This window comes from Paenibacillus sp. J22R67 (genome assembly GCF_059692175.1).
Window position 1 is genome coordinate 31,152 of the sequence record NZ_JCAUAX010000020.1, and the last position, 14,741, is coordinate 45,892.

Consider the following 14,741-nt stretch of genomic DNA (forward strand, 5'->3'; position numbering starts at 1 on the left):
AAAGCAAGGAGGGATCGCCCATGAGACGCTGGTTTGCCAAGTCGCTGAAACGCAAGCTGTCATTGATCATTTTACTCGCAGTCGTATTGCCGCTGCTTACCATGGGGATCGTGTCCTATCGGATTGCGACTTCGGTGACGGAAGATAAAGCGAAGCAGGCCGGAATGAACACGCTGAAACAAATAACGGACAAGCTGGATTTCGTTATTCAAGACGTGGAGAATATGTCGATTTTTCTTATCGGCCAGAAGGATATCCAAACCTATTTAAGCAACACCGAAGGGGATGTAAACAGCTATTCGCTAATTGTCGGTACCTTATGGAACTTATCCTATTCCAAAAAATACATTTCCAACATTACGATTACCCCGAAAAATGGCAATCCCGTGCTTTATACAACAACGATAACGAATTCGGGGCTTAATCCACTTTTAGAGCAGTATGAATCCGTTTACAAGTCCACTTCCAAATGGTGGTCGCCGCTTTACGTGAATCAAACAACCGACGGTCCCAAGAGGGTGATTACACTCGTCAGGCCGATTCGGGATGTCAGCACGTTCAGGACGATCGGAACGCTTGCGTTTTCACTCGATCAAGCGGAAATTGAGCATTATTTGACGGATGCTGGTTGGGAAAGCAGTGGTTTTGTGATGCTGACGGACCAATACAACCAAATTATTGCAGGGGGCGAACCAGGCTGGCTGGCCCGAAAGGTCGGAGATGTCTTTCCGAATTTAAGTAAACTTGGCGAAACAAATGGTGTGCTTAACGTGCCTAGAGGGGAGTTGCCGCACACAGTTCTCTATAACTCCATCCCTCGTTTAGGCTGGAAATTAGTTGGGTTCATTCCTACAGAGATCTACCAGAAGCAAAATGGTTACGTGCTTACAGTAACTGCTGTGACGATTGTTATTGCGCTGCTGCTTGCGATGGGGTTAGTGCTGTACTTCTTGCAATGGGTGACTAAGCCGCTAACGAGGTTGACCAAATCGTTGAAGGATTTGAATCCGGATGAGGCGATCCCGACTTATGAGGTGAAAAGCGCCGACGAAGTCGGACTGCTTGTCCACAGCTACAATAAGCTGAGCGAGCGGATCGGCAGGCTGAAGGACCAAGTGCAGCAGAACGAAGCGAAGAAGAAGGAAGCGGACATCATGGCCCTTCAAGCGCAGATTAATCCGCATTTTTTGTACAATACACTCTCTTCCATCCACTGGATTGCCCTGATGAACAAGGATCGTCAAATTGCTGAAATGATTGGGGCGCTTAGTGATTTCTTGCGTTTTAGCTTAAATAAGGGCGAAGAGTTCTGCGCGGTTCAGCAGGAAATTTCACATGCACAGAATTATGCCTATATCCAGGCGATGCGATTTCCTGATCAGTTCGAGATTGAGTTTTTTATCGTGCCAGAAATGCTCCAAACGACGATGCTGAAACTGCTGCTGCAGCCGTTAATTGAGAACAGTCTCATTCATGGTATTCAGAAAAAGAAAGCCAAAGGGCATGTCTACGTCCACGGAGAACTGCGTGATAATCAGATGAAATTCGTTGTGGAAGATACGGGAATCGGCATGGACGAAGCGAAGCTGCGCGACATACATGGACAGCTGGTTGCGGCCAACCAACAATTGGGGATGCTAACGGAAGTTGCGAAAGAAGCGAAGCTGCCGGTCACCTCTTATGGACTTATTAATGTGCACAGACGCTTGCTGCTGCATTACGGCCTTGGGTCGGGTCTTGTTGTAGAAAGCTCGTTAGGTATTGGGACTCGGATATCATTTTCAATTCCGCTTGGGACAGGGGAGCTGGCGACATGAGAATTATGATTGTAGACGATGAAGTCATCATAAGAACGGGTCTTTGTACCGTGATAGATTGGAAAGAACTCGGGCTTGAACTCCTGCCTGCAGCATCTTCGGGGGAAGAGGCGTTAGAGCGAATACCGGAAGAAAAGCCGCACATTGTGCTGACGGATATCCGTATGCAGGGAATAGATGGGATCGAGCTTGCCCGTGAAATCAAAGCTCAATTGCCGGATACAGAGATCGTCATTCTGACGGGGTATGATGATTTCACGTATGCCCAGCAGGCGCTCCGCGAGGGAGTTACCGATTATTTGCTCAAGACAAGCCGGCCAGAAGAGATTATTAAAGCTGCGCTGAAAGCGAAGCAGAACGTTATGGATAAATGGGAGACGTTGAAACAGGAGAATCTCCAGCAAGCGGCGCTGCGCAATCAGTTGTTAGATCGAGCCCTCAAACGGGGGTTGCACGATGATGCGGAAGCAAGAGAACAGCTGCGCGTCTGGTTCCAGAGAAACGGCGTAGACGTTCGCCCGGAATCCGCGACGGCTGCAGCCATGCAAGTGATGCTCGTTTCCGTGTCGGGATGGGAAGCGGGGCTTACGGAGCTGCTGCAAGGTGCGGCGCAGAATATCCTCATCGAGCTGCTTCCGTGCGTGACACTTATGAACAAGGAGCATTTGCTGCTTGTTGTCCGTCATGAAGACAGCGGCTCTGAGCAAGCTGCTCTCGAAGGTGCGCTGAAGCGAGTAACCGAGACGCTAAAATGCACAGCTTTTGCTGCGCTCGGAACTGCCGCGCAAGATTACGAAGGCCTGAAGGATTCCTACCTAGCTGCAAAAGAAGTATTTGCCTATCAAGGGCTGCTCGGTCCGCAAGGTCTTTTCACTTTGGCGGATATCCGGGAGCGAAGCGGGGGCCGCACGGTGCTCACCGAGAAAGAGGAGGCAGCGCTCGCCGCCATTCTGATGAGCGGCAATGCGACCGACCTGCGGCATTGGGTGAACCAGCGAGTTCGCGCGCTCATGGAAGATGCCCTAGCGACGCCGATCACGGTGCAGGGTTATCTGCAGTCGATGATCATCGCAGGTCACCGCTGGTTGGAACGTGCGAATTCATCGCAAGTATCGCTGAGCAAACTCCCGTCCTATGAGGGGGAGGGGCGCCCGGAGGAGGAGGTTTTTAAGATCCTTACGGCGATCATGAACCTTTTCCACCAAGGTTTGGATCAGAACAAGTATGCGTATGTGTACAAGTCAATCGCTTATATCCGCGACAATTTGCATCAGCCGATATCACTGCAGCAAGTGGCGGGTTTTGTTCATATCAATCCGAATCATTTCAGCGAGGTATTTAAACGGGAAACCGGATGCACCTATATTGAGTTCGTGACACAAGAGAGGATGAAGCGGGCTGTAGATCTGCTGCAGAGCACACAAACCAAAGTCAGCGATATTGCCAGAAGAGTGGGATACGAAGACATTAAGTACTTTACGCAGCAGTTTAAAAAGCATACCGGTCAGACACCATCTGAATATCGACAAGGTTCGACAGGGGTCAACAAAGTCTAAAGACTGGAAAATGACCCCCCTTGCGCCGAAGTCTCTCCCGTACCGTCTCCTACAGATGTCCCCTATACTAAAGTTGTAACAAGAGAGCTACAGATTAAGTTTTTACACGAAAACTTTTAGGGGGTTCAACGAATGAAGAAGTCATTTATCGTTACATTGGCGGCCACAATGTCATTAGCGCTATTAGCTGGTTGCGGTGCTGGCGGCACAACAGATGTAGCCAAAGATAGCGCAGCACCTAAACAGGCAGATGCAGCTAAGCCTGCCGAGAAAGTTAAACTATCCATTTGGCACAACTATACAGGTGAAGATCTTCGCGCCAAACTGATGCGTGAATATATGGAAAAGTTCAAGAAAGACCACCCGAACGTAGAGCTGGATATTCAGGGGATTCCACCCGATGGCTACCGTCCGCGACTTAAAACGGTTGCTGCTGCAAATGAAATGCCGGATCTATTCGTTATGTGGCCTGGTGTTATGACGAAGGAATTCGTCGGTGGCGACTTGATCCAACCAATCAATGAGCTGCTCGACAGCAAAACAGAGTGGAAGAACGGCTTCATGCCGGGATCATTCGATGATTTCACAATCAGCGGCAAAACGTATAGTGCGCCAATGGCTTTGTCTCCAACGTCGATCCTTTACTACAACAAAGAAATCTTCAATAAATATAATGTTCAGCCGCCAAAAACATGGGATGATCTTATGAAACTGGTGGACACGTTCAAAAAGAACAACGTAACCCCAATCGCATTGGGTAACAAAGCGGCATGGGTAGCACAATCCAGTATCCTTAGCTCGCTCGCTGACCGCGTGACAGGAACGGAATGGTTCTTGAAAGCAGTGGATCAGAACGGAGCGAAGTTCACGGATCCAGAATTCGTGCAATCGCTAACGTACCTTCAGCAGCTTGGCAAAGCAGGCGCGTTCCAAGATGGTTTCAACAGCATCGATAATACACAAATGGAACAAATGTTTGCGCAAGGTAAAGCAGCTATGATGATCGACGGCGGTTGGGCGCTTCCGAACTTGGCGGCGAATGCATCCAAAGAAGCTTTGGCTAACATGGCTGTAACGGTTCTGCCATCAGTCCCTAACGGTAAAGGTGATCCAAACTCACTTTCCGGCGTCGTTGGTACAGGTCTTGGAATGAGCAAGAAAGTAACTGGCGCACAGAAAGCAGCCGCTTATGAGCTCATCTACGCCTTGTCTGGTCCAGAAGCACAGAAAGCTATCTTGGAAAGCAATCAGCTTGTGTCCTATAAAGTTGATCTGGATACAACGAAAGTATCCTCCTTGTTCGCAGAAGTGTACAAAATGATGAATACGGTTAAGAAAACTCCTGTATACGATGGCAAGCTTAGCTCCGCTAGCGCCGATGTCGTGAACAATGGTCTTCAAGAGCTCCTCATGGGCGGCAAGCCAGAGGATATCGCCAAGAAAATTCAAGACGCGCAAGCGAAAGCCGTCGGCAAATAACGTATGGCCACAGGACTCCAGCCAGGCTCGGCTGGAGCCCTTTTTTCAAAAAAAGTTAGCAAGGGGGGAAGTTAAGTCATGACCGTATCCGCAAGAATCAGAGGATTCATTACTATAGGGCTTCTTCCAGCCTTAGTGCTCTATCTGTTTTTTGTCATCGTACCGATTTTCTGGTCAGCTTACTACGGCTTTTTCGACTGGAAAGGGATCGGAGCCGCCAAATTTATCGGATTAGACAACTATGTAGAAGTGCTTCAAGATCCAATCTTCTGGAAGTCGTTCAAAAACAACATGCTTATCGTTGCGGCGTCTGTATTCGGTCAAGTGCCGATTGCTATGATTCTAGCGCTTTTGCTTATGAAAAGTACTTTATTCCAGCGTGTCATTCGTGCTTCCGTCTTTATGCCCATGGTGCTCTCCTCTGTTGTTGTCGGGATCATCTGGGGATACATTTATCACCCGCAAATCGGTATCTTGAACTTCTTGCTGGAGGGCGTCGGCCTGGAAAGCTGGAAGAAAGCTTGGCTTTCTGATCCGAAAGTATCGATGTTCGCCCTCATGGTGCCGATCATCTGGAATTATATTGGACCTTACATGATTATGTTTATTGCCGCGCTACAAAATATTTCGCCAGAGATCGAAGATGCTGCCCAGCTTGATGGTGTAGGACCGGTTCGCAAATTGTTTGCTGTCACGTTGCCCATGATCTGGGATACCGTCAAAGTGGCTGTCGTATTATGTATCTCCGGAAGTTTGAAGGCTTTCGACCTCATCTACGTCATGACAGGCGGGGGGCCGGCGCATTCAACCGAGTTGCTCGCATCTTACATGTATAACAGCACCTTCAATGTATATCGCTTCGGCTTCGGAAGTGCGATTTCCACAGCCATTATTATTCTTAGTTTGATTTTAATTGTAGGCAGCCAACGCCTTATGAAGCGGGATTATCGTTAGAAATTAGGAATTAGGAATTGAGTTCTCTCAGGAGGGACATCTATGGAGCAGGTTGTATCGATGCAGACGGGTTTTCCCGCTGGAGGTAAGAAACGGAAAGTTTGGACGCGAGGCGTCGTTAATCTTTTACTTAGCTTGTACGCGTTAGTCACGTTGTACCCGCTCATTTGGTTATTTATGAGTGCACTGAAGTCCAACGAAGAGTTTCATTCGCGGCCCTTTTTACTGCCGTCAGTTTGGAAATGGGACAACATTGTCCGGGCCTGGAAAGTTTCCGGGATGGGGCTTTCGCTTTGGAATTCAACCGTCGTCACGATAGCTTCACTCGTGCTGACATTAGTGCTGGGTGCTTTGGCAGCCTTTGTTTTATCGCGGTTTGAGTTCAAATTAAAGCCGTTCTTCATGGGATTATTCCTGCTCGGTATGCTCATTCCAATTCACAGCACCTTAGTGCCTCTCTTTATTATTATGAAAAAAGTCGGTCTTCTGAATACGTACGGAGCACTTATTTTACCTTATGCGGCCTTTGAACTTCCGCTTGCGATTTTCGTTGTTGCTGCGTATTTAGTCACCATTCCCAAAGAAATTGAGGAAGCAGCTTTGATCGATGGTACAGGCTATTGGGGGATTTTCTTCCGGATGATGCTTCCGCTTAGCTTGCCGGCTCTTTCAACCGTTGCGATTTTAGGATTCTTAAGATTTTGGAATGATTTTGCGTTTGCCCTGGTCTTTATCAGCAAGCCTGCGTTGAAAACTGTTCCGCTTAGCTTATCCGCCTTTGCTACAGGCTATATGACGGATTACGAGCTGACGATGGCTGCGCTTGCGATTGCTGTGCTGCCAACCATTGTCGTGTTCCTGCTGTTCCAGGAGCAAATTATGAAGGGAATGACGGCTGGCGCAGTCAAAGGATAACGTATTTTTTTGACTGATAACCTTCCACCATCCCATCTGGCTACCAACATACGCCAACTTCCACCTCGCTTGCCAATAACAAATATGAAAAAACCTAGCGATAAATTCGCTAAGGCTTACTTGGGGGAACTGGAGTCCTTTATTTGGAGGACAACGAATGGCCGGGTAACGGATCATGGTTCATGGTCCCACTACGGCTTGAAATTGGGCCTTTTCGGGGAAATAATGGACTCCAGTTCCTGGGGTTCAGGTCCATTGTGGATAACTTTCTTAGGAGCGATCTGTTTATAATCGGCCCTAAACTTAGATCAAGATCAAGAGGCTGTCCTAAAGTCATCAAATGACCGAGGGAGAGTCTTTTGTGCGCTTGGGAGCTCCTCCTTAGATTAACAGAGGATGTCTCAAGTCGTCCAAGACCGTAGGACAGCCTCTTTCAACGTCCATTCAGAGGCAGAACATGTAAAAAGTACAGCAGTTCGCATCTGAACTAGCTATACGGTAGCGAAATGATGTAAAAAGCACATCAAATTTAGCGAATCTGCTCCATATTCGACGATATCGATGAAATTAACTGTACAAAATACACGATTATCTCCGATAATCTCGATCATACGAAATTTAGATGTACTTTTTGCATCAAATGTCCGCTACGATTTCCCCTTGCGCGTCATCTCCGCAAGACCAACCCACTGCTCATCGGTCACCTCGAGCAGATCGTTGAACTGCCCGGCGCCCTGCAGCCATTCGCCGCCGTCGATCGTGACAACTTCGCCGTTGATGTACCCGGCGTAGTCCGAAATCAGATAAGCTGCGAGGTTCGCAAGCTCATCCTTTTCCCCGACCCGCCGCAGGGGCACGCGGTTGAGCAGCTTCTCCGACAGCTCGGGCGTCGGAGCCAGTCGGCTCCACGCGCCGTCGGTGGGGAACAGCCCCGGCGCGATAGCAACCTGCCGGATGCCATGGCGCGCCCACTCGACGGCAAGCGAGCGCGTCAAGGCGAGCACGCCGGCCTTGGCAGCCGCCGACGGCACAACGAAGGCCGAGCCCGTGGAGGCATACGAAGTGACGATGTTCAGCATCGTCCCGCCGACGCCTTGCTCGATCCATCTTTTGCCCACTTCCAGCGTTGTGTAGAACGTGCCGTGAAGGACGATATTCAGCACCGCATCTACTGCGCGCGGAGATAAATTCTCAGTCGGGCTGGCAAAGTTTCCAGCCGCATTGTTTATCAAAACATCAATCCGGCCATAATGCTGCTCCACGGCCGCCACCATGTCTGCGATTTGCTGCGGATCGCGCACATCACAGCTTTTATAGAACACTTCGCCGCTCATTTCGGAAGCAGCCTTTGCGAGTACTTCCTCACGCCGGCTAGTAATCGCAAGCTGCGCCCCCAGCTCCAGGAAACGCTCCCCCATAGCACGTCCAAGACCCGTGCCCCCGCCTGTGATCAGAATGACTTTATCCTTCAACAAAGATGCATCGAACATATCCACCCTGCCCTTCATCATGAAATTGCCATTTCGCTACTTAACAAAAGCAGCTTCGATTTGCTCGATCCGACTCGCCAGATCTTCGGGTAGCGGTGTGCCTTTTTGCGTATGAACATCGACATAGACACCTGTGCTCGTTGCCAAACTCACGACTTGCCAAATCCGAATAGTTCATAACGAGTCTAGTCTCCCGTGAAATAGGTTTGATACTGCTCGCGAAGCTCGCGTTTCATGAACTTGCCAACCGAGGAACGGGGGATTTCGTGAAGAAATACCACATCATCCGGAATCCACCACTTAGCAAACTTGTCTTCTATAAAAGTAAGTAAACCCTTTTTGTCGCCAGCTTGCAGGGCAGCATCTTTGAGAACGACGCAAGCGAGCGGTCGCTCACCCCACTTGGGATGCGGTACCCCGATAACGCAGGCTTCATACACATTTGGATGCGCCATCAACGCATTCTCCAAATCGAGAGAGGAAATCCATTCTCCGCCGCTTTTGACCAAATCCTTGGCTCTGTCGACTAATTTCACGAAACCCTCGCTATCAATTACCGCGATATCTCCGCTATGAAACCAGCCATCCTGGAAACCCTCAGCAGTTCGCGCATCCTTGTAGTACGCGGTCGCTACCCATGGCCCACGCAGCCAAATTTCCCCCATCTCCTTACCGTCCCAAGCCACCTCGCCTCGTAATCCAACGATTTTCATATCAAGCCCGGGCACCAGTAGTCCCTGCGTGGCGCGCGTAGCGTACTGTTCGTCGAGTGTTGCTTCTTCTTGATAGCTCTTTAGGCGGGCAACAGTAACTAGCGGACACGTTTCTGTCATGCCGTAAGCATGAAAGAACGGGACTTTCAGCCGCTCTTCGTAGCTCTCAATCAGGCTGCGCGGGGCAGCAGATCCGCCGCACACCGCGGCGCGAAGAGATGATAAATCTAGCTGCAGCGCCTCTTGGGCTTGAAGGGCAGCTGTCCAAACCGTAGGTACGCCTGCTGCTATGGTGACCTTTTCGTCTGCAATCAGGCGCAGCAGAATATCCGGTGTAGGCGCTGGTCCGGGAAGCACCTGCTTGCTGCCGAACCAGACTGAAGCGAAGGGGAGCCCCCAGGCGTTAACGTGAAACATCGGTACGACAGGAAGTACCACGTCGCGTTCCGAAAGAGCTAGCGTATCCGCCAAGCCGATGGACAGCGAATGCAGATAAATCCCGCGATGGGAGTACACGACACCTTTGGGATTTCCTGTTGTGGCCGACGTGTAGCACATGCCTGCGGGAGCGCTTTCATTTATATATTCAGGATACGTATAATGAGGATCTCCGCTCTCTATCATGTTCTCATAAAGATAGACGGGCTGTAAAGAAGTAGGCGGCAGTTCCTTTTTATCCGACATGATGATATAGCCTTCAATCGTCGTCAGTTGATCCTGAATTTTTTCAATTATGGGCAGTAAAGTCTCATCCACGATAAGGAATCGGTCTTCCGCATGATTGAGAATGTAGGCGATATGCTCGGCGGGGAGGCGAATATTAACCGTATGGAGGACCGCTTCCATGCAGGGGATGGCGAAATAGGCTTCCAAATGCCAATGATGATTCCAGGCAAAAGTAGCAATTCGATCCCCAGGCTTTACCCCTAACGCTTGCAGTGAGCTGGACAACATCTTCGAGCGTCTTCCGAAATCAGCATACGTATATCGGTGAATACCGGTACTTGTTCGAGAAACAACCTCTTTTTTGGGGAATAAGGCCTGGGACCGTTCGAAGAGAGAGCGCAGCGTTAATGGGTAATTGTCCAAATGGGAACACCTCCGGGGATTGTCTATTTCTATTGTAAATATATAAGGAGGAGGGACAAGATATGTCCAAAAGTGGGTTCTGCGCAAATAAAAAAACCGACACCGCCGCATGCTGTACATGCAGGGAATCGGTCTCACATTCACGCATTCAAAATAAACTTCTCAATAACGTGCCTAACGCCGTCTTCATTATTGCTTTTGGTCACATAATTGGCCAGCTCTTTAAGCTCCGGCAAAGCATTATCCATGGCGACACCAAGCCCCGCAACTTCCAACATTTCGCGATCGTTCCACGCATCGCCGAGGGCGATGACCTCATCCAGCGTACAGCCGATATGGTTGGCAAGGAACGCGATCGCGTGGCCTTTGGTGCCTTCTTTGTGCATGAATTCCAAATAGTGCGGCTTGGATTTCGTAATGTGCATCTGGTCGCCGAGCAGTGGAAGCAGCTCTTCGCGAATTTGGTCGCAAACCTCTGGTTTGTCCACAATCAACAGCTTAGGCTGCGGAATGTCGATCCATTGGCGCAGGTCGCCGATGATATAAGGCGTTTTGGATAGGCGCACATAATTTTTAATTTTATCATTTTCCTCAGCTGCATAAAGCTGGTCGCCATGGTAAAGCTGAAGATGGAGATTTCTCTTTTCGCAATAATCGAGCAGGTAACGCGCGCTTTCGACTGGCACCATACGCTCGTATAGGACTTCTTCGTCGAGGAGATTTTTGATCGATGCGCCTTGATACGTAATGATCGGTACGTTGAGCCCGATTTGGTTAGCGATTTTGGCTGCGGAAGGGAAGCTTCTGCCTGTTGCAATCGTTACCGTTACACCCTGAGCAACTGCCTGATGCATCGCGTCAATCGTTTCCTGAGAAATCGTCAAATCATCACGCAAAAGCGTATCGTCCAAATCAGATGCTACTAACTTGTAAGTCATGTGTTCCTCTCCGTTCCGATAGGTAGTCTATATAGAAATTCTGTTTTAAGCATACCCGAATCAAAGCGGAATTGCTAGAATAAAGCAAGAGCTTTACAGTTTAAAAGGAGGCGCATCAACGATGGCATCATTCTATACGGACAAGCTGGAGGCTTTGCTGAGAGCGCAAAGCAGCGAGGTTGATGCGGCCGCAATGTCCGCTTATATGCGCGACCAATTTCCTTTCCTTGGTATTCGGAATCCGCAGCGCGTGGCATTGACGAAACAGTTTTGGAAGGAGCACGGCTATCCCAAAGGAGCCGAAGGTGTGAAGGTGGCTGAGGAGCTCTGGGCTTTGCCCGAGCGAGAGTTCCATTACACGGCGTTGCAGCTGCTCACTCAGCTTCGCAAAGATGCGGAGAAAGAGCATATTGATTTGCTGGAATGCATGGTCGTAACGAATTCCTGGTGGGATTCCGTGGATCCAATTGCTGATCATTTAATCGGTGTTCATTTGCAAAAATATCCAGATCTTATCCCAACATATGTGGAAAAATGGCTCTCGTCAGGTAATATGTGGCTGCAGCGAACAGCGATTTTGTTCCAGCTCAAATATAAGCAGCGCACAGACGTGCCGCTTCTTTTTAACTGTATTCGGCGTATGGCAGACTCGAAGGAGTTTTTTATCCGGAAGGCAATCGGCTGGGCCTTGCGTGAATACTCGAAGACGGATGCTGCTGCTGTGCAGACGTTTGTCGCTGAGACTGAGCTTTCTCCGCTAAGTGTACGGGAAGCGTTGAAGGTCATTCAGCAGAAAGAGGAGAAAGTGCGATATACTAGTTAATATCTAGGAATTGGAGGAATCCAACTCATGTCGGAATTTATGTGTTTTTCTGCTCAAGAGAACTGCACGACGATCCCTGGAAAGCTAGTATCGGGCCGCTACCGCCAGCCGTTCGGCTATCGAGTGAAGCGGTCGAAAGGAACGAAGGATTTCTACCTCACTATGACGTTGCACGGAAAGGGTTTATTTCATAACGGCAGCCAGGCCTGCGAATGCCCCGAAAGTGAAGTTACGCTCATTACCCCTGGCACACCGCATTATTATGGAACTCCGGAACATACGATATGGGAGTTTAATTGGTGCCATTTTGTTCCCAGAGAAGATTGGCTGCCTCTACTGCAGCTCCCTGAAATGATTAAGGGAATTCGATCGGCCCGTTTTGATAACGAAAAAGATTGGTTTCACCTTGCAGGGGCTTTCAACAGTCTGATTCAGTATAACGAAGAATCGCATCTATTTTCAGAAAGATTGGCCGTTAATGCATTGGAGGAAATCCTTCTCCTGATATCCAAAAATACCCTCGAAACACAATTTCGGATGGATTCACGCGTGGAAGAGACGATAAAGCTTATTTCTCAGCATTACAGAAAGCCATTCAACGTTCCGGAACTGGCAGCAAGAGTTAATCTGTCAACCTCCAGATTCGCACATCTATTCAAAACGCAGACTGGCGAGTCCGTCATGGAAATGTTAAATAAAATCAGGCTCCGGCAGTCTAAAAAGCTGCTAGAAACGACCACCTTGAGCATTGCGGAAATTGCTGAGGAAGTCGGGTTTAACCATCCATTTTACTTCTCGCGTCAGTTTGCTGCTTTTTATGGATCACCGCCTGCGGCGCTTAGAAAACATATTCTCCATTCTAGGAATTAAAAAGAGGGGCTGCCTTCAAAGTAGTGTAATCTACTTGGGGACAGCCCCTTCATTGCAAGTTATTTATGGAGTTACGTAAATATTTGGCTGCGTTGGCGCCGCCATACCTGTACCGAGGTAGTAACTCGTATGTGGCGGCTGGTTGTAAGCTACATTCTGCCAGGCAATATCCAGACGATATAGCGGATCATGCATTAAAGTCCAAAGACGTGTGCTAGTCTCGTAAGGAGTAGAATAGATGCGCAGTGCAGAGCTATCGGACTTCCGCCAGATGGCCTCCTCGCGCCAGTCTCCCAGAATATCGGCCTGCAGACTAGGGTTCCCTTTTGTCCCATTGTTAGAGTAAGTGCCTGTGGCGGTTAAAAGAGTTGTTGTATTGAGGCTTGTATAATTCCACTTATCAATTCTGCCTACCCCATTGGTGCCATCCCAATTATGATCCAACAGCTCACGGGAGACATCGCCGTCCCACCAGATGCCGTAGTTGATGGAAGAGGGTACTGTAGAGCTGATTTTGGTGCCGTTGATTTGGTACAATCCGACACTATTGCTTGCCCATACCTCTTCACCGGCATATCTCGGATCAATATCGGCAGACATACCTCTTCCGGTGTCAGCACCTGTATGCACGCCCCAACGTACCGCACCAGTGCCCGCATTCCAGACAGCAGCTCCATAGGCAGCGCTTGTATTTTCCATAACCTTAAATACTTCAAGCCCCGCGTTATTCGGATCTAGATCGCCTACATGAAGTGCATCACCATGGCCTAGCGCTGTGTTATATTTCCTCGCACCATTATCGTCTACCGTCATGGCGCCATAAACGATTTCGTCCTTCCCGTCTCCATCGACATCGGCTGCGGTCAGGTTGTGGTTCCCTTGGCCAGCATAGGCCGAGTTTCCGGAAGCGTTGCTGTCAAAAGTCCACAGCTTAGAAAGCGTTCCGCCCCGCCAGTTGTAAGCTACCAGCACACTGCGCGTGTAATAGCCGCGGGCCATTACCAGGCTTGGTTTCTCCCCGTCCAGATAGGCGATCGTTGCCAGGAAGCGATCTACCCGGTTGCCGTACGTATCGCCCCAATCTCCAACCGTGCCACGCGGCGGATCGTAGCTCGTAGTTGTTAATATTTTGCCTGTCGGTCCAGCAAAAATAGTTAGGAATTCAGGGCCTGTCAGGACTCGGCCTACCGAATTGCGATAGTCGGCGGTTGAGCTGCCGATCACTGTCCCTGTGCCGTCCTTCGTGCCGTCTGCCGTTTTCATAGCAACTTCAGCTTTCCCATCCCCGTCCAAATCATAGACCATAAACTGGGTATAATGAGCGCCAGCCCGAATGTTTTTCCCCATAGAGATTCGCCATAACCGAGTTCCGTTCAGCTTATAAGCATCGACAAATACTTCACCCGTATATCCGTCCTGCGAGTTGTCTTTAGAGTTAGAGGGGTCCCATTTTAAAACAATTTCATACTGTCCATCGCCATCCAGATCGCCGACACTCGCATCATTGGCATTGTAGGTATAGCTTACGCCATCTGGCGTTGTGCCGCCGGCGGGCCTTTGCAGAGGGACATCCAAATAATTATTTGCCCATGGGATTGCAGCAGCAGATGCGGTCTGCTCGACGCCGCCTACGAGGGCACGGACCGTATAGCTTGAACTTGTAGTCCCTGTGTTATCTTGATAATTTGTGCTAGTTGTAATGGGGGAAGTGTTCAGCTTCACGCCGCTACGATATACGTTGAAAGATGTACTACTTGCCTCAGTACCCAGGAGCCTCCAGCTCACGAGTACACCAGTTGATACTTTGACAGCTACCAGCCCCCTGTCTAGCTTTTCCATTTGCCGGGGCACTGCTGCATGTGCTGTAGGCGCTTGAATACCGAAGGACGAGATGAGTATAGAGCCAAGCGTAACGTAACAGGCTGTTTGTATTAGACGCTTCACATTTTTAAACATTTCTACAACCTCCTTGGATCGTCGAATGTTATTGCAATTGTGCATGACTGTGATGTGGGATTATTGGCATGTATGCTCCTTTCCATTCGTGGATGCGCTTACATTTATGATTATACCTTGTAGAGGACCCAGATTTTAATG

Annotated in this window: 11 protein-coding genes; 7 read left to right on the top strand and 4 right to left on the bottom strand. The window is 49.3% G+C overall.

Annotated elements, in window-relative coordinates:
* The first annotated feature begins 20 nt into the window (after nucleotides 1–20).
* The 5 genes from AC58VC_RS36130 (at nucleotide 21) to AC58VC_RS36150 (ending at nucleotide 6,721) form a co-directional block, all read left to right on the top strand.
* Entirely contained in the window at nucleotides 21–1,817 is a 1,797-nt protein-coding gene (locus AC58VC_RS36130) for a cache domain-containing sensor histidine kinase (protein WP_497376338.1), read from the top strand.
* Complete coding sequence (locus AC58VC_RS36135; protein WP_497376339.1) at nucleotides 1,814–3,373, top strand: response regulator; 1,560 nt, start codon at nucleotides 1,814–1,816, stop codon at nucleotides 3,371–3,373. Before AC58VC_RS36130 ends, AC58VC_RS36135 begins: the two co-directional genes overlap by 4 nt.
* Nucleotides 3,374–3,505: 132 nt before the next feature.
* A complete protein-coding gene (locus tag AC58VC_RS36140; RefSeq protein WP_497376340.1) occupies nucleotides 3,506–4,852 on the top strand; it encodes an extracellular solute-binding protein in 1,347 nt (448 codons plus the stop codon).
* A 78-nt stretch (nucleotides 4,853–4,930) separates the two neighbouring features.
* Nucleotides 4,931–5,806: a carbohydrate ABC transporter permease gene (locus AC58VC_RS36145; protein WP_497376341.1), complete on the top strand. Its 876-nt coding sequence runs from the start codon at nucleotides 4,931–4,933 to the stop codon at nucleotides 5,804–5,806.
* Between the two features lie 60 nt (nucleotides 5,807–5,866).
* Nucleotides 5,867–6,721, top strand: coding sequence for a carbohydrate ABC transporter permease (locus AC58VC_RS36150; RefSeq protein WP_497376363.1), 855 nt, complete (start codon nucleotides 5,867–5,869; stop codon nucleotides 6,719–6,721).
* Between the two features lie 647 nt (nucleotides 6,722–7,368).
* On the opposite strand, the gene AC58VC_RS36155 is transcribed toward AC58VC_RS36150, so the two are convergent.
* From AC58VC_RS36155 to AC58VC_RS36165, 3 genes are all read right to left on the bottom strand, one after another.
* The gene (locus tag AC58VC_RS36155) at nucleotides 7,369–8,211 is read right to left on the bottom strand and encodes an SDR family oxidoreductase (protein ID WP_497376364.1); all 843 of its coding nucleotides are present in this window, start codon (nucleotides 8,209–8,211) and stop codon (nucleotides 7,369–7,371) included.
* Between the two features lie 185 nt (nucleotides 8,212–8,396).
* Nucleotides 8,397–10,013 (bottom strand): long-chain fatty acid--CoA ligase, encoded by a 1,617-nt coding sequence (locus tag AC58VC_RS36160; RefSeq protein ID WP_497376342.1) that lies wholly within the window; start codon nucleotides 10,011–10,013, stop codon nucleotides 8,397–8,399.
* Nucleotides 10,014–10,153: 140 nt separating this feature from the next.
* Nucleotides 10,154–10,951 carry a Cof-type HAD-IIB family hydrolase gene (locus AC58VC_RS36165; protein WP_497376343.1) on the bottom strand — a complete coding sequence of 266 codons (798 nt, stop codon included), beginning with the start codon at nucleotides 10,949–10,951 and terminating at the stop codon, nucleotides 10,154–10,156.
* A 121-nt stretch (nucleotides 10,952–11,072) separates the two neighbouring features.
* Here AC58VC_RS36165 and AC58VC_RS36170 point away from each other — a divergent pair, with 121 nt between their 5' ends.
* Both AC58VC_RS36170 and AC58VC_RS36175 read left to right on the top strand, forming a co-directional pair.
* Nucleotides 11,073–11,774: a DNA alkylation repair protein gene (locus AC58VC_RS36170; RefSeq protein ID WP_497376344.1), complete on the top strand. Its 702-nt coding sequence runs from the start codon at nucleotides 11,073–11,075 to the stop codon at nucleotides 11,772–11,774.
* 27 nt (nucleotides 11,775–11,801) lie between these two features.
* Entirely contained in the window at nucleotides 11,802–12,644 is an 843-nt protein-coding gene (locus AC58VC_RS36175) for a helix-turn-helix domain-containing protein (RefSeq protein WP_497376345.1), read from the top strand.
* Between the two features lie 63 nt (nucleotides 12,645–12,707).
* Here the strand turns inward: AC58VC_RS36175 and AC58VC_RS36180 are convergent, their stop codons facing one another.
* A complete protein-coding gene (locus AC58VC_RS36180; protein WP_497376346.1) occupies nucleotides 12,708–14,600 on the bottom strand; it encodes a rhamnogalacturonan lyase in 1,893 nt (630 codons plus the stop codon).
* Between the last annotated feature and the right edge of the window lie 141 nt (nucleotides 14,601–14,741).

Excerpts from the sequence above, each read along its gene's own strand:
- AC58VC_RS36130 (WP_497376338.1), top strand. The coding sequence starts at position 21 with ATGAGACGCTGGTTTGCCAAGTCGCTGAAACGCAAGCTGTCATTGATC.
- AC58VC_RS36135 (WP_497376339.1), top strand. The coding sequence starts at position 1,814 with ATGAGAATTATGATTGTAGACGATGAAGTCATCATAAGAACGGGTCTT.
- AC58VC_RS36140 (WP_497376340.1), top strand. The coding sequence starts at position 3,506 with ATGAAGAAGTCATTTATCGTTACATTGGCGGCCACAATGTCATTAGCG.
- AC58VC_RS36145 (WP_497376341.1), top strand. The coding sequence starts at position 4,931 with ATGACCGTATCCGCAAGAATCAGAGGATTCATTACTATAGGGCTTCTT.
- AC58VC_RS36150 (WP_497376363.1), top strand. The coding sequence starts at position 5,867 with ATGCAGACGGGTTTTCCCGCTGGAGGTAAGAAACGGAAAGTTTGGACG.
- AC58VC_RS36155 (WP_497376364.1), bottom strand. The coding sequence starts at position 8,211 with ATGTTCGATGCATCTTTGTTGAAGGATAAAGTCATTCTGATCACAGGC.
- AC58VC_RS36165 (WP_497376343.1), bottom strand. The coding sequence starts at position 10,951 with ATGACTTACAAGTTAGTAGCATCTGATTTGGACGATACGCTTTTGCGT.
- AC58VC_RS36170 (WP_497376344.1), top strand. The coding sequence starts at position 11,073 with ATGGCATCATTCTATACGGACAAGCTGGAGGCTTTGCTGAGAGCGCAA.
- AC58VC_RS36175 (WP_497376345.1), top strand. The coding sequence starts at position 11,802 with ATGTCGGAATTTATGTGTTTTTCTGCTCAAGAGAACTGCACGACGATC.
- AC58VC_RS36180 (WP_497376346.1), bottom strand. The coding sequence starts at position 14,600 with ATGTTTAAAAATGTGAAGCGTCTAATACAAACAGCCTGTTACGTTACG.